At 43.7% G+C, this 18,953-nt stretch carries 22 protein-coding genes; 5 read left to right on the top strand and 17 right to left on the bottom strand.

Annotated elements, in window-relative coordinates:
* Nucleotides 1-45: 45 nt before the first annotated feature.
* From xerD to ald, 3 genes are all read right to left on the bottom strand, one after another.
* Nucleotides 46-936 (bottom strand): site-specific tyrosine recombinase XerD, encoded by an 891-nt coding sequence (gene xerD, locus AC0YN7_RS13520; protein WP_475810533.1) that lies wholly within the window; start codon nt 934-936, stop codon nt 46-48.
* Nucleotides 937-1,052: 116 nt separating this feature from the next.
* The gene (locus AC0YN7_RS13515; protein ID WP_475810532.1) at nt 1,053-1,292 is read right to left on the bottom strand and encodes a DUF4227 family protein; all 240 of its coding nucleotides are present in this window, start codon (nt 1,290-1,292) and stop codon (nt 1,053-1,055) included.
* 105 nt (nt 1,293-1,397) lie between these two features.
* Complete coding sequence (gene ald / locus AC0YN7_RS13510) at nt 1,398-2,522, bottom strand: alanine dehydrogenase (protein WP_475810531.1); 1,125 nt, start codon at nt 2,520-2,522, stop codon at nt 1,398-1,400.
* A gap of 257 nt (nt 2,523-2,779) precedes the next feature.
* On the opposite strand from ald, the gene AC0YN7_RS13505 reads away from it, so the two are divergent.
* Nucleotides 2,780-3,826: a S8 family peptidase gene (locus AC0YN7_RS13505; RefSeq protein WP_475810530.1), complete on the top strand. Its 1,047-nt coding sequence runs from the start codon at nt 2,780-2,782 to the stop codon at nt 3,824-3,826.
* Nucleotides 3,827-3,873: 47 nt separating this feature from the next.
* Here AC0YN7_RS13505 and fur read toward each other — a convergent pair whose 3' ends face one another.
* The 3 genes from fur to AC0YN7_RS13490 form a co-directional block, all read right to left on the bottom strand.
* On the bottom strand, nt 3,874-4,335 hold the full coding sequence (gene fur / locus AC0YN7_RS13500) for a ferric iron uptake transcriptional regulator (RefSeq protein ID WP_475810529.1): 462 nt from the start codon (nt 4,333-4,335) through the stop codon (nt 3,874-3,876).
* A 92-nt stretch (nt 4,336-4,427) separates the two neighbouring features.
* On the bottom strand, nt 4,428-5,048 hold the full coding sequence (gene spoIIM / locus AC0YN7_RS13495) for a stage II sporulation protein M (protein ID WP_475810528.1): 621 nt from the start codon (nt 5,046-5,048) through the stop codon (nt 4,428-4,430).
* 144 nt (nt 5,049-5,192) lie between these two features.
* Nucleotides 5,193-5,756: an NUDIX hydrolase gene (locus AC0YN7_RS13490; protein ID WP_475810527.1), complete on the bottom strand. Its 564-nt coding sequence runs from the start codon at nt 5,754-5,756 to the stop codon at nt 5,193-5,195.
* A 99-nt stretch (nt 5,757-5,855) separates the two neighbouring features.
* Here AC0YN7_RS13490 and mciZ point away from each other — a divergent pair, with 99 nt between their 5' ends.
* Complete coding sequence (mciZ, locus tag AC0YN7_RS13485) at nt 5,856-6,023, top strand: Z-ring formation inhibitor MciZ (protein ID WP_475810526.1); 168 nt, start codon at nt 5,856-5,858, stop codon at nt 6,021-6,023.
* A 94-nt stretch (nt 6,024-6,117) separates the two neighbouring features.
* Here mciZ and AC0YN7_RS13480 read toward each other — a convergent pair whose 3' ends face one another.
* Nucleotides 6,118-7,254, bottom strand: a complete 1,137-nt coding sequence (locus AC0YN7_RS13480; protein WP_475810525.1) for a M20/M25/M40 family metallo-hydrolase — start codon at nt 7,252-7,254, stop codon at nt 6,118-6,120.
* A gap of 94 nt (nt 7,255-7,348) precedes the next feature.
* On the opposite strand from AC0YN7_RS13480, the gene prli42 reads away from it, so the two are divergent.
* Nucleotides 7,349-7,450 (top strand): stressosome-associated protein Prli42, encoded by a 102-nt coding sequence (prli42, locus tag AC0YN7_RS13475; RefSeq protein WP_475810524.1) that lies wholly within the window; start codon nt 7,349-7,351, stop codon nt 7,448-7,450.
* On the opposite strand, the gene lipB is transcribed toward prli42, so the two are convergent.
* From lipB to lpdA, 5 genes are all read right to left on the bottom strand, one after another.
* On the bottom strand, nt 7,447-8,142 hold the full coding sequence (lipB, locus tag AC0YN7_RS13470; protein ID WP_475810523.1) for a lipoyl(octanoyl) transferase LipB: 696 nt from the start codon (nt 8,140-8,142) through the stop codon (nt 7,447-7,449). The two genes, prli42 and lipB, sit on opposite strands and share 4 nt — an antisense overlap.
* A gap of 17 nt (nt 8,143-8,159) precedes the next feature.
* Nucleotides 8,160-9,491: a dihydrolipoamide acetyltransferase family protein gene (locus AC0YN7_RS13465; RefSeq protein WP_475810522.1), complete on the bottom strand. Its 1,332-nt coding sequence runs from the start codon at nt 9,489-9,491 to the stop codon at nt 8,160-8,162.
* 113 nt (nt 9,492-9,604) lie between these two features.
* Nucleotides 9,605-10,588, bottom strand: a complete 984-nt coding sequence (locus tag AC0YN7_RS13460) for an alpha-ketoacid dehydrogenase subunit beta (RefSeq protein WP_475810521.1) — start codon at nt 10,586-10,588, stop codon at nt 9,605-9,607.
* Nucleotides 10,589-11,623 carry a thiamine pyrophosphate-dependent dehydrogenase E1 component subunit alpha gene (locus AC0YN7_RS13455; protein ID WP_475810520.1) on the bottom strand — a complete coding sequence of 345 codons (1,035 nt, stop codon included), beginning with the start codon at nt 11,621-11,623 and terminating at the stop codon, nt 10,589-10,591. It abuts the gene before it with no gap.
* 99 nt (nt 11,624-11,722) lie between these two features.
* On the bottom strand, nt 11,723-13,150 hold the full coding sequence (lpdA, locus tag AC0YN7_RS13450) for a dihydrolipoyl dehydrogenase (protein ID WP_475810519.1): 1,428 nt from the start codon (nt 13,148-13,150) through the stop codon (nt 11,723-11,725).
* A 210-nt stretch (nt 13,151-13,360) separates the two neighbouring features.
* Here lpdA and AC0YN7_RS13445 point away from each other — a divergent pair, with 210 nt between their 5' ends.
* Together AC0YN7_RS13445 and AC0YN7_RS13440 are read left to right on the top strand one after the other, a co-directional pair.
* Nucleotides 13,361-13,654, top strand: a complete 294-nt coding sequence (locus AC0YN7_RS13445) for a DUF2627 domain-containing protein (RefSeq protein WP_475810518.1) — start codon at nt 13,361-13,363, stop codon at nt 13,652-13,654.
* Nucleotides 13,655-13,885: 231 nt separating this feature from the next.
* Nucleotides 13,886-14,053, top strand: coding sequence for a hypothetical protein (locus AC0YN7_RS13440; RefSeq protein ID WP_475810517.1), 168 nt, complete (start codon nt 13,886-13,888; stop codon nt 14,051-14,053).
* Nucleotides 14,054-14,088: 35 nt separating this feature from the next.
* On the opposite strand, the gene AC0YN7_RS13435 is transcribed toward AC0YN7_RS13440, so the two are convergent.
* The 5 genes from AC0YN7_RS13435 to spoIVB form a co-directional block, all read right to left on the bottom strand.
* Nucleotides 14,089-14,796 (bottom strand): DUF421 domain-containing protein, encoded by a 708-nt coding sequence (locus tag AC0YN7_RS13435; protein ID WP_475810516.1) that lies wholly within the window; start codon nt 14,794-14,796, stop codon nt 14,089-14,091.
* 78 nt (nt 14,797-14,874) lie between these two features.
* Complete coding sequence (locus AC0YN7_RS13430) at nt 14,875-14,988, bottom strand: NUDIX hydrolase N-terminal domain-containing protein (RefSeq protein ID WP_475810515.1); 114 nt, start codon at nt 14,986-14,988, stop codon at nt 14,875-14,877.
* Between the two features lie 202 nt (nt 14,989-15,190).
* On the bottom strand, nt 15,191-15,991 hold the full coding sequence (locus AC0YN7_RS13425; protein ID WP_475810514.1) for an undecaprenyl-diphosphate phosphatase: 801 nt from the start codon (nt 15,989-15,991) through the stop codon (nt 15,191-15,193).
* Nucleotides 15,992-16,441: 450 nt separating this feature from the next.
* Nucleotides 16,442-17,254: a sporulation transcription factor Spo0A gene (gene spo0A, locus AC0YN7_RS13420; RefSeq protein WP_475810513.1), complete on the bottom strand. Its 813-nt coding sequence runs from the start codon at nt 17,252-17,254 to the stop codon at nt 16,442-16,444.
* A gap of 289 nt (nt 17,255-17,543) precedes the next feature.
* Nucleotides 17,544-18,875 (bottom strand): SpoIVB peptidase, encoded by a 1,332-nt coding sequence (gene spoIVB, locus AC0YN7_RS13415; RefSeq protein ID WP_475810512.1) that lies wholly within the window; start codon nt 18,873-18,875, stop codon nt 17,544-17,546.
* Nucleotides 18,876-18,953: the final 78 nt, after the last annotated feature.

Below are 18,953 nucleotides of genomic sequence, written 5' to 3'. Positions count from 1 at the left end.
TGATGTTATATTTCATTTGATACAATCATATAGAAACTAGTGCGATTATGCGCGAGGATGCGCATTAGTATAAGCATCCTTCATCCGGGTTTTAGAAATCTGCGTATACTTAAGTGTTGTCGAGATATCCGCATGTCCAAGCAGCTCTTGAACAGAACGGATATCCGCGCCATTTTCGAGCAAATGTGCCGCAACGGAATGCCTTAGCATATGTGGCGTAATATCCTCTTGAATACCCGCTTCCTTCGCGTACTTCTTAATCGTCTTCCAAAAGCCTTGTCTGGTCATTCGCGTACCTAAATGATTAAGAAACAGCGCGGAATCTGGATCTCTTTGTGTCAACAGCTCATCTCTTCCTGCATCCATATAGTTGGTTAAAGCCTCTGCAGCCAGACGGCCGAATGGAACAATTCGTTCTTTCAGTCCCGCTCCTATACATTGAATATAGTTCAATTTCATATTAATATGCTCTGTATCCAGTGAAACTAGTTCCGTTACACGTATTCCGGTAGCATAAATCAGCTCCAGCATCGCTTTATCTCGTTTACCCGAAGCACTTGTACTGCTTGGCGCTTCAAGCAGTGAGCTTGTTACGGCCTCACTTAATATGCAAGGCAGCTTTTTTTCCTGTTTTGGAGCTTCCATATAGACAGACGGGTTATGAATAATGACGTCCTCGATAATTAAATAGTGAAAAAAAGCACGTATCGAAACGATATGCCTGGATACGGTAGCAGATTTTCTTCCCTGTTCTTTTAAGTAGTGAAGATACCTGGAAATATGATGTCTTTGAACAGCTTCGAGCTGCGACAGCTCCAGCTCCTCTAAAAATGAAATAAACAGAACCAAATCTCGTTCGTACGAAGCGAGCGTATTAGAGGACAATCTGCGTTCCACTCGTAAATAGTGAAGATATCGATTCAAATGAGCTTTCATTGGACTTCCTTTCAGTTCGGTTCATGTCTAACAAGTCTATTCTACAAAAATATTCAACATTCGACTTGCTAAATCCTGCTTTCCAATGAATCTCTGTACCCTTTAACAAATATCCTTTACTCTCCATACCAATAAAACCACCGCAGCCGGTCAGCCGCATTTCCCCCGTCAGGTGAATCAGGATCATGAACAAATACTTTTAACGACTTACCGCGGGGCTCTTGATAGGGGTGTACAGGAGAAATGACATCCACAAGAAAACGGTACCCTCCAGTAACTACGAAGAGCAATATCGTAAATACTATAAAAAAAATAAGCCGGCTCGTCCATCTTCGGATTGAGAAAACCAATCGCATCAACCTCCTTTTTTCTAGTGACGATTCTGATGTCCATCAGTACCACCATATGAGCAGGTCGATGCGATTATGTCTTTGCGATTTCGAGTGCGAGTGCGAGTGATCTTACGGAATGTTATTCATACATTTTTCAAGTGAAGTATATGGCAATCCCGTTGCAACAGCAACCGGCTCATAAGTCACATGTCCGGCAAATGTGTTGACCCCTTTTTGTAAAGGAACACTTTTTCGTATAGCCTCGAGTCCGTGACTAGCCAATTCTAATGCATAGGAGATGGTCACGTTTGTTAATGCAAAAGTTGATGTTCGCGGCACTGCGCCTGGAATGTTCGCCACAGCATAATGGATGACGCCATGCTTAACATAAATAGGATCTTTATGAGTTGTTGGTCGATCTACCGTTGCAATTGATCCTCCTTGGTCTACCGCCACATCAACGATTACAGACCCCTTCTTCATTCGCTGCACCATTTGCTCCGTAACCAAATGAGGAGCGCGAGCACCTGGTATTAATACGGCACCTATAAGTAAATCTGCTTTACTTACAGCTTCAGCAATTTGATATGGACTCGACATAAGCGTATGGATTCGCCCGCCAAAAATGTCATCCAAATATCGCATCCGATCCACGCTGCGCTCCAAAATAACAACATTAGCTCCCATGCCAAGCGCAATTTTTGCTGCGTTCGTTCCGACGATCCCCCCGCCTATAATGACAACTTCAGCTGATGAGACACCCGGCACCCCACCAAGAAGCACCCCGCTCCCACCGTTAAAGGCTTCTAAAAATTGCGCACCCACTTGCACTGCCATTCGTCCAGCAACCTCGCTCATTGGAGTTAAGAGCGGCAAGCTGTTGTTTGCAAGCTGAATCGTTTCATAAGCGATAGCTGTTACCCCTTTATCTACAAGCGCCTTAGTCAATTCCGGCGCCGCTGCCAAGTGTAAATAAGTGAATAACAACAGACCCTCTCGAAAATAAGCAAATTCCTCGTTTAGCGGCTCTTTTACTTTCATAATCATATCCGCCTGCTTCCAAACCTCTGCAGCTGTCTTTACAATGCTCGCGCCTTCTCGTTCATAGTCTTGATCCTCAAAGCCGCTGCCTTTGCCCGCTTCTGTTTCAATAATTACGGTATGACCTGCCGCTGTAAGCATAATGACACCTGCTGGTGTCAAGGCGACGCGATATTCACTTGATTTAATTTCTTTAGGAATTCCAACAATCATAGTTCTGCTCCTCCTTCTTCTACCTCATCGATACGTTTTCCAGCAAAGTCAAAAATTATGTGCGATGTCGGCTGCAACCCATACGATTAGACAGTCCCTCCCATACACTGATATAACTTTCAACTAGATCAGAGGAGGTTCAAATACCATTGTCAGAACTGAAAACCTTACTCCAAATATGCGCCTTATGTAAACCTTCTCGTTATAGCATACGCAAACTAATTACACTCCGTTCGAAAAAGAGCTATATGCTTTGCTTGAAATTGTTACAATCATCCGATATAAAGCCTTTCAAAACAGTACCCAGCAGCCGTATCATTGGATGTCATTTCAACAACCATTCAGCTTGGAGAGCATTAAGCCAGCATCCTGATGTCAAATTTGTAGAAAGGGACATCAGGATTCGTGCCCATGACTTCAAAAAAAAGGTAATACAACGCCATAGACGCTCCGTACCCTTACTTAAACCAGCAGCGTCACTTGCTAAAGTTACTTGGAATATTCGCCAGATCAAAGCTCCTGAAGCATGGTCAACGACTCGAGGTGGCTCAATTAAGGTAGCAATAATCGACACCGGAATAGCCGATCATCCAGATTTACGAATAGCCGGTGGCATAAACACAATTAATGGAGGTTCTTATAAAGATGATAATGGTCACGGTACACATGTAGCGGGTATCGTAGCAGCCGTTGGCCGCCCTGGAAAAATAGCAGGAACAGCACCTGACGTCAAATTGTATGCGGTTAAAGCTCTTAATCAGAATGGAGAAGGATTTGTTTCGGATATTATCGAAGGAATTGACTGGTGTATTCAAAACCGGATGCAAGTTATCAATATGAGCTTGGGCATCATCGGCTTGGAGCGCAGCAACACGCTGCACGATGCCATACGACGAGCTACGAAGAAAGGAATAGTAATCGTTGCCTCTGCTGGCAATTCAGGCAGTCTGTATAATCAACTAGATGAACCTGCCTCCTTTAAAGAGACGATAGCTGTAGCCGCTTCAACACATTCCAAATTGATTGCTGACTTCAGCAGCAGGGGAGCAGGTATCGACATTACAGCACCTGGCCAAAAAATAATATCTACCTCGTATAAAAAATCTTATATCGTACAATCCGGCACCAGCATGGCATCCCCGCACGTTGCAGGAGGCGCCGCTCTTCTTCTCGCGGCTCAGCCTAACTTAACCCCATCTAAAGTGAAAAAAAGACTTCGCGAGCGAGCTCAAAAGCTTAAGGGCTTTAGCGCTTTAGCGCAAGGGGCAGGCTTACTGCAGCTAGATCGGATTATTAATAAATGAAAGCAAAAATGGCTTTGCCGTCCAGATACTCTGGGCAGTGAAGCCATTTACGATTGTTTTGTGTTATCGTTTTTTTCCCTGCAGCGATGACATACGCCTTGAAAATCAAGCCGGTGATCGATTACAAAAAAATTATATTCCCGCTCTAGCCGTTCTTCTAATGGCAGCAGCCAGTCTTCTTTGATTTCATCCATTGATCCGCATTGCACACAAATTAAATGATGATGATGATGCTTATTGCTATCCGTACGAAGATCATATCTCGCCACTCCGTCACCGAAATTCAGCTTTTCTACTACATGCATTTCACTAAGTAATTCCAAAGTCCGATAAACCGTTGCAAGTCCAATTTCCGGCGCTTTATCCTTCACGAGCATAAATACATCTTCCGCGCTTAAATGATCATCTTCATTTTCAAGTAATACACGAAGCGTTGCTTCACGCTGCGGGGTTAGTTTGTAGCCCTGCGACTGCAACTGTTGTTTGATCTTCTCAATCCGGGCTTCCATGATTTCCCCCCTACCACATCTCTGCGCCTATTTCAGGAAACGTATCCTTTCATTATAGGGGCTAGCCTGTCATAAAGTCAAACTTTTCGGTGTCAAATTGTGGCGGTAACTGCCGTTAGCAGTGGTGAAACCCATCCGATCAGAGCAGGAGAAACAAACGCTTCAAATAGCGACGCTCCAGCGAACATGATCAACATCAGCATTGCAGTGGACGTGTATGATCCTAGCTGCGGCGCTAGCTCCCCCTTCTGCTGCATAAGTCTATTTTTGACGACAAATAGTGAGAAAGAGATCGCGGCCACGCTCGTAATAACCATAGCCGGAACGACAATAATATTTTGAGGAGCGACTGAAACGAGTGAGAAGAGCGCGCCCTTCCAAGCATATTGGTTGATGAGTGTGCCGATGGAAAAGCCGACTAACGCCCCCTTTAAGAAGTTAAGCGCAAGCACCGCCGGTATCCCGACAACCGTAATTCCAAGCAGCCAAATTAACAGCAACCATCTCGAATGAAATATAAGCCTATCCCAAAACGACTCTGCTTCTCCGTTGATGATCCCCTCGTTCATGAGCTTCACATATTGGTCAATATCCTGCGCCAGCTCCTGCTGCTGCTCTAGCGTCAGCGCGTTGACCATTAGGGCTCCGAATATGGCGCCAACTACGAACAATACCGATACGAATACATATAAAGACAGTTGATTTTTGAACATAGGAGCCCCTCCAATTTACAACTCAACTCTTACTTCGGCATTCTCTCTCATCTTAGGTATTGTGATAGAAATAAATACTCCGATGACTGAGAGAGGTTGTCTTATGTATTGTATGAGGGAGTAAGTGGTGGTATGACGAGTCAACTATAGCCGACCCGTTAAGTTATAAATTTTCCAAGCGTAAATGGCTAGAATGGTTTTGGCGTCGCTGATCCGCCCCTCTTGAATATATGCTTCCGCTTGTTCGAGAGTAATAGATTCGACATTCAAATCTTCGTCTTCGTCGGGATTTTGCACCCCTTGCTCTATTTGATCGGTGAAATAAATATACAACTTCTCATCAGCAAAGCCTGGTGAAGTATAAAATGAGCTCAATAGCTTGAGGTCTTTGGCACGATAGCCGGTCTCCTCTTCCAGCTCCCTTGCTGCCGCGGTAAGCGGGTCCTCACCTGGATCTAGCTTGCCAGCAGGAATTTCGATTTGAAACTTCTCTAGTGGCTTGCGAAATTGCTCAACGACCAGCAGCTTCCCGTCAAGAAGCGCCATAACAGCAGCCGCACCTGGATGCTTCACAATTTCCCTGGTCGCCGTTCTGCCATCAGCTAGAGCTACTGTATCCACTTGCAACGAAATGACTTTACCAGTGAATATTGGCTCTGATTTGATCGTTTGCTCACGCCATAACTCATTTGATTGTTGTTCTTTCACCTATTATCGACTCCTCATATTATGTTTGTCTGCTCATGCATAACTTGTCCCAACTGTTCATAACTATCAATATATCAAATGGACAGGGGTGCGATTTTGATGAAACAATATGTAGCTGCAAATCAATTGAGATTAGTAGGCAAGGGATGGGAAATTCGTCATCAGCTTCGTAAGCTGTCAGCGGCATCCGCTTCAAAAACCCTCATGACTGAATATACGAATGTTATCACTGGTCGACGTAGTTCTGCTGACAAATCCACTTCATAGCTCTATTCCTATAAACAGAAGCCCTTCCTTCCTCATTCAGCTTTAGCTGAGCTTGTGGAGAGAAGGGCCTATGGCATGCTGATGTACTAAACCCTTATTCCCTCAAAGCTGCAGCTTGCTTTATAATTTCTACAACAAGCTCAGTCGTCTTGACTAAGTCCTCTACTTTGATTTGTTCCTTTGTCGTGTGGATATGCTCATAGCCAACTGCCAAATTAACAGTTGGAACTCCCAAGCCGTTGAAAATATTGGCATCACTGCCGCCGCCCGAATGGAAGGTCCGGGGGGTGAGTCCAATGGCAGTAATCGCTTTTTTGGCTAGCTGAACGACCGATGCCTCGTCATCATATTGATAAGCAGGATAAATGATTTGGCTTTCCAACTCGCCACGGCCACCATATTCCTCCGCAGCGCTTTCTACTGCCTTCCGCATCGCTTCAATTTGACTATCCAGCTTATGCTGTACAATGCTGCGTGCTTCCGCATCCAGCTTTACATAGTCACACACAATGTTTGTGGCTCCACCGCCCTCAAACCTGCCGATATTAGCTGTCGTCTCATTATCAATACGTCCAAGCGGCATTCTTGCTATCGCCTTCGCCGCAACCTGAATCGCGCTTATGCCATCCTCCGGATTAACACCGGCATGCGCTGAGCGGCCGTACATTTTGATCGTTACCTTTGCCTGTGTCGGTGCAGCAACCGCAATGTCACCAACTGAACCGTTTGAGTCAAGGGCGTAGCCAAACTGTGCTTCAAGCTTAGAAGCATCCAGATTCCTCGCTCCAAGCAACCCCGACTCCTCGCCTACCGTTATTACAATCTGTATGCGACCATGCGGAATCGACTGCTCCTTCACCACACGAATTGCTTCAAATATTGCCGAAATGCCTGCTTTGTCATCCGCACCGAGAATAGTCGTACCATCGCTGCGTATGTAACCATCATCATCTAGCTGAGGTTTAATACCCACACCAGGTGTAACAGTGTCCATGTGGCAAGTAAAGAAGATAGTCGGCCCCGTTTGATCGGTACCGCTGGCTTCTAAAATAGCGAATAAGTTACCCGCACCGTGACCTGTTTTGGCAGCCGCATCATCTTCACTGATGGATAGACCAAGCGCTTCAAACTTCTGTTTGAGCACACGGCTTATTTCCTGTTCATGCTTAGTCTCGCTGTCTACCTGTACCAATTCCATAAATTCGTTCACTAATCGATCTTTTGCAACCATTAAAGTTTCCTCCGTCCATTACTTTCGTATACAATAGTATAAGAGACAAGCCAATCCTCATTTTAAGTTTTCAAACACGAAAGGAGTTTTCAATATGCGTAGACAACAAATGATTCGTATTGTAGCTATTCTACTCGTATCCGCGCTTCTGTTATCCACCTTGGTAGCTGGAATTGGATCGTTAATGCTTAATTAGACAATGGAACAATTAAACTCTTTCACAAAATGAGGGAGCAATTGCGCGGCAGCTTCCTCAACCGATAGCTCAAGTCCGGTCAAATCACAAAATGAAGTAACACCGTACTGTGAAATACCGCAAGGCACGATACCGGTGAAGCCATCATCCGCGATGCCTGACTTTATATTTAATGCAAATCCATGACTCGTAATAAAGCCCCGCCGCTGGCGGGCTTTATTAAATTTCACCCCAATGGCGGCGATTTTTTCTTCGCCCACCCATACTCCTGTATATTTTGGCTTTCTGCCTGCTTCTATACCATACTCGCTAAGCCAATTAATAATGACCTGCTCCAAGCTCCGCAAATAAGCATGCAAATCTAAACCAACAGAATCCAAATAAAGCAACGGATAGCCTACGAGCTGTCCAGGTCCATGGTACGTAATATCACCGCCGCGATCAATCTCGAAGACGGTGATTCCGCGCTCCTTAAGCTCAGCCTCACCGAGCAGCAAATGTTCAGGATGACGGTCGGAGCCTATCGTATAAGTAGGTGGATGCTGAAGAAGGAGCAGCGTCTGCTGACGCTCCTCCCGGTCGATTTGTTTGATATATGCTTTTTGCAGCTCCCACGCCTCAGCGTAATCGAGCATACCAATATAGTGGGCATCCAACCGTCTCAAGCTATTTCCATTCTGCGCTTCAGCCATGTTGGTATTCTCCATTTCTAATACAATTTGCTTTCCATATTGAAGCTCTCTAAATTGTCCTTCACCCGCTGCAAGAAGCGACCGCAAATAACACCATCCAAAATCCGATGATCTAGCGATAAGCAGAGGTTTGCCATTGAACGAACAGCAATCATATCATTAATAACGACAGGACGTTTCACGATTGATTCGAAGGTTACTATTGCTGCCTGTGGGTAGTTTATTATTGGATATGACAAAATAGAGCCAAACGAGCCGGTATTATTAACAGTGAACGTACCGCCCTGCATGTCGGACAGCGTAAGCTTTCCTTCACGCGTTTTCCGTGCAAGCTCCTCAATTTCTTTAGCCAGTCCGGCTACATTTTTCATGTCGGCATTTTTGATTACTGGTGTTAGAACGGAATCCTCCGTACCAACAGCAAGCGCGATATTGATATCACGTTTTACAATAATTTTATCTACCGCCCACATGGAATTCATGATCGGAACATCTTTAATCGCATTGACTACTGCCTTTAATAAAAAGGCTAAATAGGTCAAATTAATACCTTCCCGTTTCATAAATTCATCCTTCAGCTTATTACGCAGTAAGACGAGATTCGTGACATCAACCTCTATCATGGTCCATGCATGAGGAATTTCAGTAACACTTTGCTTCATATTGCGCGCGATCGTATTTCGAATTGACGTTACGTCGATATAATTATCGCCGCGTCCTGGATTCGAAGAGGGCTCTACCTCAATTTTCGGCAAACGAGGTGTTTCAGTCAAATGAAGCCCTGAGGAACGTACCTGGGCTTTCGGATCGGCCGCGTGTGCTGCTTGTGCTGCATTAGCGTTAATATGGTTGCCTAATTGACTTGCTCCTGATTGAACATAAGCAAGCACGTCCTTACGGGTAATCCGTCCACCAAGACCAGTACCCGGTACATCTGTCAACCGAATAGAGTGTTCAGCAGCTAACTGCTGCACAGCTGGCGAGAATCGATTGCGCATAGGCGCTTCCACAGTTGCAGACTGAAGCGCAGCAACATCTGGCGATGCGGATACCGAACCTGTATAGTCCGGCGCTGGCGCTGATTCTCCTGCAGCGGCTTCGGTTTCAATCAGACAAATTACTGTTCCGACCGGTACAGTTTCTCCTTTGCCTACTACTATTTCCACTAGTGTGCCCGCTACTGTCGAAGGCAGCTCCGCGTTCACTTTATCCGTCAAAATTTCACAGATCGGCTCATAAATATCGATCCAATCACCAGGCTGCTTCAGCCATTTGTCAATGGTGGCCGACACGAGTGATTCCGCAAGCTGCGGTACTACGATTTCCGTTATTGATTTCATGAATTCCATCCCCCAACTGACTGAGGCGTAAACGGCTATCGCCATCCTCTGGGTGGCGCAGCATTCGTTTCGCGTTGAAGGTATAAGCTCATGTATGCTCGAGGCTTATACCTTCTTCTATTTTAATAAAGCGCTAAGTTTCGCATTGCTTCTTTCACTTTTTCTTTATTCAACATAAAAAACTTCTCGCCAGGCGGATTGATCGGCATAGCCGGAACATCTGGTCCGCATAAACGCATAATGGGCGCATCCAGCTCGTACAAAAGCTCTTCTGCGATTATAGCAGACACTTCCGCGCCTACACCACCCGTTTTATTATCCTCATGAATGATAAGTACTTTGCCAGTCTTACGAACTGCTTCAAGAATAGCCTCTTTATCAAGCGGTTGAAGCGTTCGTAAATCGAGTATGTGGGCGCTAATGCCATCAGCGGCGAGCTCATCTGCTGCTTGCTCCACAAAGTATAGAGGCAAGCTGTAGCCGATTACGGTTATATCATCGCCCTCGCGAAGCACATTCGCTTTGCCGATTGGAATGATATAATCCGTCTCTGGCACATCACCGTTTACGAGCTTATAGCATCTTTTATTCTCAAAAAATAAAACTGGATCCGGATCACGAACAGCTGCTTTCAACAAGCCCTTCGCATCATATGCGGTATAAGGTGCTACAATTTTCAAGCCGGGTGTTCCAAAGAAAACAGACTCTGGACATTGTGAATGATACAAGCCTCCGAAAACACCGCCGCCAATTGGAGCTCTAACAACGATTGGACATGTCCAATCATTATTGGAACGGTATCGGATCTTCGCCGCTTCACTAATAATTTGATTGGTTGCCGGGAACATAAAATCTGAATATTGCATTTCCGCGATTGGCTTCATACCATACATAGCGGCTCCAATAGCAACACCTGCTATTGCTGATTCTGCCAGCGGTGTATCCATCACTCGTTCCTCGCCGAACTGCTCCAATAGACCCTTCGTTGTCGTGAACACGCCGCCCTTAAGTCCAACATCCTCGCCAAGCACGAATACGTCCTCATCACGTTCCATCTCTTCCTTCATGGCTAACCGTATAGCATCGATATAGTCCATAATCGCCATCTATTTACGACCTCCTTGCTCAGCATCATCAGCGTAGACATGGAGCAGTGTAGATTCAGGTGTTGGGAATGGCGCTTTATCGCCATATTCAGTTGCTTCATCAAGCAGCTTGCGAATCGTCACTTGAAGCTCAGCTTCTAGCTCTTCTGACCAAATACCGCTATCAATCAAATATTGCTTGAATTTTGGAATACCGTCTTTATCACGATTCAGATCAACCTCTTCCTTCGAACGATATGCAAGATCGTTATCGGACGTTGAGTGCGGTGAAATTCGGTACATCAACGCTTCAATAAGAGTCGGTCCTTCCCCTGCAATTGCGCGCTCGCGAGCTTCCTTAACTACTCGGAATACTTCCAATGCATCGTTGCCATCAACTTGGAGACCCGTGAAGCCATAACCGAGTGCGCGATCAGACACCTTTCCGGCAAGCTGCTTATGCAGCGGTACCGAAATCGCATACTGATTATTTTCACACATGAAAATAACAGGAAGCTTATGTACGCCCGCAAAGTTACAGCCTTCATGGAAATCTCCTTGATTGCTGGAACCTTCACCAAACGTAACAAAGCTGACGAGTGATTTTTTTTTCATTTTGGCAGCGAGAGCAATACCCACCGCATGCGGAACTTGTGTTGTAACCGGGCTTGAGCCCGTCACAATACGAAGCTTCTTCGATCCAAAATGGCCAGGCATTTGCCGCCCACCGCTATTTGGATCTTCCGCTTTCGCGAATACCGACAGCAGTAAATCCCGAAGCGTCATGCCAACAGAAAGTACTAATCCATAATCCCGATAATAAGGCAGAAAATAATCGTTCTCACGATCCAGCGCAAAGGCAGCTGCTACCTGCGCCACCTCTTGACCGACGCCGGATACATGAAAGTTAATTTTCCCTGCACGCTGAAGCAACAGCATCCGCTCATCAAACTTGCGTGCCGTAACCATTGTTGTATACATATCAATTGCTTGCTCATTAGTAAGGCCTAAATCCAAATGACGAACATTGTGCCCAGTAGAAGCGAATTGGGTCATGAAGATGTTCCTCCTTTTATACCAGCTATTATAACCTGGTCCTAATACTTGATCATATATATTATAAACCCATTTGCCGTAAAAAGAAAATGGTCTTCTTTAGAACGCTATAGCTCGTCCTTCAACCGCAAGCATAGCTTCACCTAGCGCCTCAGCAAGCGTCGGATGCGGATGAATCATTTGGCCGACCTCCCAAGGTGTTGCGTTTAGCAGACCAGCGAGCGTCGCCTCTGAAATAAGGTCAGTCGCATGAGGACCGATCATATGAACGCCTACGATGTCATTCGTCTTACGATCGGCAATAACTTTCACAAAGCCATCGGTTTCACCAAGGACAAGCGCTTTGCCGATTGCCTGAAACGGAATTTTACCAGTCTTAATATCATGCCCCTTCGCGCGCGCGCCATCTTCGGTCAGACCGTAAGAAGCAATTTCAGGCCTGGAATAAATGCAGCGCGGTATCAAATGATGCTGGAGTGCTTCAGGCTTTTGGCCGCTTATATGCTCTGCCGCTATTAAACCCTCATGTGCAGCGGCATGCGCAAGCTGAACACCGCCTATCACATCGCCGATCGCATAAATATGAGGCTCGCTTGTTTGACCAAAGTCATTAACCTCAATCATACCATTCGTTGTGCGAATATCTGTATTCTCAAGTCCGATGCCTTCAATATTTGCTTGTCTGCCAACCGAAATAAGCATCTTTTCTGATGTTAATAATACATCGCCGTCCGTTGTCGTAGCTGTAATCGAAACTTCACCGTTTTCTCCTTTATACTGCTCCGTCTGAAGCTTTACACCTGTTAGCACTCGCACGCCGCGTCGCGTCAGCAATCTGGTCATCTCTGAAGAAACTTCCGTGTCCTCACCTGGCAGCAAACGTGAACCAGCTTCCACAAGCGTAACATGTACGCCAAAATCCTGTAAAAGAGAAGCCCACTCAACACCGATTACTCCTCCGCCTACTATCAGCATAGATGCTGGCAGCTTCTCCATTACTAACGCTTCATCACTTGTCAAAATATATTCACCATCAGGTACCAAGCCTGGCAATAAACGTGGTCTGGAGCCTGTTGCAATAATTAGGTTCGTTGATACAACTGATTCCATCTCACCGTCAGACAGCTCAACAGCAAGTGATCCACTTCTCGGTGAGAAGATTGAAGGGCCGACGACTCTGCCCTTGCCGTTAATAATTTGAATGCCGTTCTTTTTCATTAATCCTTTCAGCCCGCGATGCAGCTGCTCCACCGTTTGCTCCTTGCGAAGCTGAACCTTATCGTAGTCAAGGGAAATAGCACTCTTGTCTACTTGAATACCGTATGTATGAGCATCTAGAAGTGTTGCGTACACTTCAGCGCTTCGCAGCAGCGATTTGCTAGGTATGCATCCTTTATGCAGGCAGGTTCCGCCCAGCTTGTCCATTTCAACAATCGCCACCGACTTCCCCAGCTGTGCCGCCCGAATCGCCGCGGTATAACCGCCCGGTCCGCCTCCTAATATTGCTACGTCTACTTGTATCGCCATCGAATCATTCCCTCCATATTGCGTTCCATATATGTTTGTATGCCGATTTCATTCATACTTTTAGCCCATCCGCATTGTACCATGAGTTTCATTCCTATTGTACCTGTTTTTTCGCGATATTTACATCGTCCAAGTACGAAATAGACACTACAAACGTAAAAGGGTATGATAGATGTAACTGTATTTAACCTACAAGGAGAATCTGCGTTTATGAAATTAGTTACCGCCCGTTTCATAGCTATTTTATTGCTAGTCATTCCTGGTATTCTGGCTTGCGTCGGCTTCCTCAAGATGAAAGATTCCGTTTTCCTATATTTTTCTGAATTCGGTAATGATTCAATAACACCTAACTTTCAATGGCTGCCTTTCTTGCTGGGATTTGTTATGTTCGCCGCTGGTGTTGCCTTTATCGGGGGCTGGACTTTTTTCCGGGACCGCAAACGGAATTATGTTGCCCCACGATTCAAAAAGAAAAGACCGCGCCCTCCAAAACCGCAAAGCTAATAAAAACATCAAAAAATCAATCAAGGGGTTGTCCCACAAGTAGATCAAGCTACTTATTGGACAACCCCTTTTGCACGAATGTAAATGGGAACTTATATATGATATCCGAGCTTATATTTTACATTCCCTTGACGAAATTATATATTGCTTACATTTCTCTTAATCTTATTTTATCATGCCGTAATACACATGCAATAGAATTGAGTTATCAAAGAGAAATGAGGCGATAAAATGCAAATCGTATTTGATGTATCGGTGGACGGTAAAGTAAAAGAGACACTTCACCCTAAAAATCAACGCTTGAAGGATATACAAGCCTTCATCCAAGCAGAATCATCCGAATTAATTAAGAAATATGGTAACCAAGTTTATTTAAACAGAAGAGTCGTATACAACTAAGGCAATCACGCGTATTCTCGTGATAGCCTTTTTTTCTATTCTTTATCGATAGGCTTGTGGATACCATCCTCATAAAAGTCAAATACCAGCTGCTGCTGTGTTCCTTTTACAGCATAAAACACATCAGATATCCGTTTCCCCTTGCGCCTAAGCTCCAATTCCAACCACTCTTTGGTTAATCCGTTTTTCTCCAAATCATGTTCCATTAGAACCCCGTCCATAATGAGCTCGAGAGGAAAGACTTGCGGCTTTGGAGGAAGCTTCAAATCCTTTTTGGTTACGAATTGGTACTCGGGTTTCTTCAACACAGACACCATACCATTATCCTCAAGAACGGCATAATCCACTTCCTCAAGGTTAAATATATCTTTGCCCCGCAATACTTGATCCAAAGAATCCAGCGTATATCTTACCTTCCTCATATTATCTTCAAGAATTTTACCATTCTCAATAAGTACAGTCGGAGAACCCGAAATCCAGTCCCGCATTTTATGATTTTTCATAGCAATGAAAGATAAGATAAAAGACGTGATAGTAAATACAATTAATGACAAAACTAAATATGACCATTTTAATTTTTCATTAAACGCCAAGTTAGCTGCAATAGCCCCCATTGTAATACCCGTTACAAAATCATGGAACGTCATATTAGAAAGAGTCTGTTTACCTAATATTTTTGCAATTAGCAACAGAAGCAAAATAGCGGCAATGCTTCGAATAAGAACTTCCAGATAAGCGTGCATATTTTAACCCCTCCTCCCCTCCTATTATTACCAAAGGAAAGAGAAACAAACCTTTATATTATCCCACTCATATTCTCATTAATTAGCTGAGTTGGCATAACGTTCAACATCAAACGGTTCATTTGTATACGTCAGTCCTATCTGAGCAATAACTTGAATTTGCTTCGCCCACTCCAACCACTTTACGTCCACTATTTAATTCCGACTCTAGATCAGTTAAATAAATTTAGTTGTTACTTTAAAGATTCTGTTAGGACTCGCATCAAAAAAAGGTTGCCTAAGTCGGCATGAATTGTACCACTTTGGCAACCTCTTCTATTCAAATTATTGATTTAGACTTTCTACTTATTTACCTCATTTTAATCATACTTTTTATATTTCAGTTCTTCTAACCTTACATTATGAAAAAGAAAAATACCGCTGCAAGTACAAAGCGATATATCGCAAACCATTCCAATCTAAGACGTTTTATCAGATTAAGGAACGTCACTACCGCGATCATTCCCACGATAAAAGCAGCAATGAAACCGATCAGGAAAAGAACCAGCGCATCAGATGTCAAATGCTCTCTGCTATCATACATGTCCAGTACTGTAGCACCCATCATAACCGGAACAGAGATAATAAACGTAAAATCCGCTGCTGCTTTCTGGCTAGTTCCAAGTAGTAATCCGCCGGATATCGTAGCTCCTGATCGCGAGAATCCGGGCCATAGTGCTAAACATTGGAATAAGCCAATGCCGAGCGCTTGTTTATATGTAATGTCGTCAGTGTTCTCTGCGGTTACCTTACGTTTAACCTGTGCCGCAATAATCATCAAAATACCGCCAACAATCAAACTGATTAAGACGGGGGCAGGTCCAAACAAATTGGTTTTGATAAAGTCCTTAAAAATCAAATAAGCGATCAAGGCTGGGATCATGGCAATGATCAAATGAATCGCATTCAATTTATTTTTCGCTGAGAAATTGAAGGTTAGAAGATCCTTTAAAATTGCCATATATCTTTTCCAATAGAGCACAAATACTGCCATTACGGCTCCCAGTTGAATAACAATTTTAAATGTAGTTGCCGTATCTCCTTCGAAGCCAAGTAGATCACCAACCAAGATCAAATGACCCGTAGACGAGACAGGCAAAAATTCCGTCAAGCCTTCAACAATTCCTAAAATAATTGCACTAAAGATATCATACATTAAACAAAATCCACCTTCTTTCTTAGAATTATTACGAACGACAGATCTGAGCTATTAGCCAAAACTAATGGTTGATTTCCCTTATAATAGTTTAGCTTGAAACAGACTCCAAATCTATCGATTTATATTACATTTTATTGTATAAACCTTACAATGTTGTAACTTATACTTCAATAATCTAGCTTGTTCAGCGGTTGCAGAGGTTTAGAATCTACACTAACAATCTATTCTGTAAGATCCCCTCTTTGTATAGTACAATCAGTAAAAAAAGGGTAAATGTCTATCCTTACTTTCCTACAAATAAAAACCCAATAAACCAAAAGGGTTTATCGGGTGGGGTCGAGATAAAAATATAGATTTCACAGCAAGTTTAATGGTTATTATATAATGGCATGGCTGCAACCAATTCTCATAGCCAAAAAACTTTGTTCTACACTACAAATCCCCCTCTTAGCTCACCTTATGCTCAATCCGCAGCTTATCAGCCACCATCGCAATAAACTCGCTATTTGTAGGCTTAGACTTGCTGATATTGATTGTATATCCGAACAGGTGGCTAATGCTGTCGATGTTGCCTCGCGTCCAAGCGACTTCAATCGCGTGGCGGATAGCACGTTCGACGCGGGAAGGTGTAGTTTTGAATTTTTCGGCGATTGCTGGATAAAGTGTCTTCGTAATAGCACCAAGAATTTCGATGTTATTGTACACCATCGTTATTGCTTCACGTAAATATTGATATCCTTTAATATGAGCAGGCACTCCAATTTCGTGAATGATGCTCGTAATATTCGCGTCTAAGTTTTTCACTTTAGGGATAGGCACGACATTGGATTTGATCGTCGACGAACTTGATGAGAAGCTTGCCGTTGAAGAGTAAGTAGGATTCCCAACAAGCTGACGAATTCGATTTGCCAGAATATCCATGTCAAATGGTTTTAGAATATAGTAAGACGCACCAAGCTGTACCGCTTTTTGCGTAATATTCTCTTGGCCAAATGCTGTTAACATAATAATTTTAGGCATAGGTGAAATATTCATTTCCTTTAACCGTTCAAGAACGCCCAATCCATCCAAATGAGGCATAATAATATCAAGTATAAGTACATCCGGAATTTTTCTCGATTCCTCCAAATGTCTTAATACCTCTTCACCGTTATACGCGACTCCGCTTACACTCATATCACTTTGTTCGGATATGTATTCCGATAATAAGTTAGTAAATTCTCTGTTGTCATCTGCTAACAATACTTCAATCTTGTGCAAGGTATGTCCTCCTCTATTGATATTCATGAATACGTTCACTCGTTGTCTGCTTAAAGTTTTCGACACAGGCAGGTGATTTCCTTCTGTCGAAAATTATTTTTCTTTATTTTTTTTATCGTTTTCGTTATAATTAAAAATTTATTACACGTACCGCTACTATTCGTTCTTCTTCGACAAAATTCACTTAGATATTAAAGCTACGCGCGTTTCTTATACATCATACATTAAAAGCGAAAAAACGTTCGCTACGGCGATCTAAAGCCTCAGCAAACGTTTCTCGCTTTTTTGACTATGCTGCTTTTTCTTCTATGCTCGTATTCGCTGCTTTCAATAAAATACCTGCATCCTGCAGCATCCATTCTATGAAGCAACCATAGCCTGATGCAGGATCATTCACGAATACATGTGTAACTGCACCAACTAATTTACCGTTCTGCATAATCGGGCTTCCAGACATGCCTTGTACGATACCGCCTGTTTTGCTTAGCAAACGTTTGTCTGTAACTTTTATTACCATGCCTTTGGTGGCCGGACCTGATTGCTTAGAAACATGTACGATTTCAATATCGAATCGTTCTACTTTCTGAGCTTCAATCACGGTCAATATTTGTGCTGGTCCTTCTTTGACATCCTCGGCAAAGGATACGGGAACTGAATTATCATTATAGCTATGGGTTGGTGCCTCGTTCATTTTGCCAAAAATGCCAAATGGCGTGTTTCGTTCAACACTTCCTAAAATTTTGCCTTCTTTCACAAAATGTGCTCGTTTTTCTCCTGGCTCACCATTTTGGCTTTTGTTAATTGAGGTTACACTTGATTGTAATATTTGACCCTCACCAACTTCAATTGGTGTTTGTGTATCCATATCGGTTATAACGTGTCCTAGTGCCCCGTACACCCCTTGATCAGGAGCGTAGAAGGTTAGAGTGCCAACACCAGCTGCTGAGTCTCGGATGTACAAACCAAGTCTCCAGGCTTTATCCTCTGCATCAAACATCGGAGTCAACTTTGTTTCTCCAAGTTGTCCGTCTCGTTTATAAGTAATATTTAACGGTTGCTTGTCGTTCCCGGCCTTTTCACTAAGCTCGGCGACTTTCTGTACTTGATTAATAGAAATTCCATTAACTTTAACAATTAGATCGCCAAGCTTTAAACCAGCCGCTTCTCCAGGTGATTGCTTCATCCCATTCTTTCCTGATACCTGATGATGGCCTACGATTAAAATTCCTGCTGACTTCACTTTTACGCCAATGGTTTGACCACCTGGTATTACACGTAAATCAGGAACAACATTCACTTTTACAGTTTTAATTGGAATTTTCCCAAATAATTTGAGCTTCATCTGGGTCTCACCGCTGCGACTCGGTTGCAGTGATAATGGTTCGTTTAAATTGACAGACAACGAATTACTGCTTGATCCGTTAATTTGAAGCACATGTGGGTCTACCGTTACTTCAGCATGAACGGGCACTCCATATTGTAATCGTTTCAGTTGCCCGGAGAATAAACGTAGTTCATTCGGGAATGCGGCAAAATGTTGAAACGGGGTGGAGCTCCCGATCATGCAAACGAAGAAAACGAGAACAAGACCAAACCATCGCTTCCGTTGACTGGAGTTCAATGATTTCACGCTCCCTATAATTCCATCGCATGACGCAGAAGACTTTGTCGCCATAAGCGTACCTTTAAGTTACCCCGC

The organism is Paenibacillus sp. J31R122 (assembly GCF_056269185.1).
This window is presented reverse-complemented; position numbering and strand designations above follow the sequence as displayed.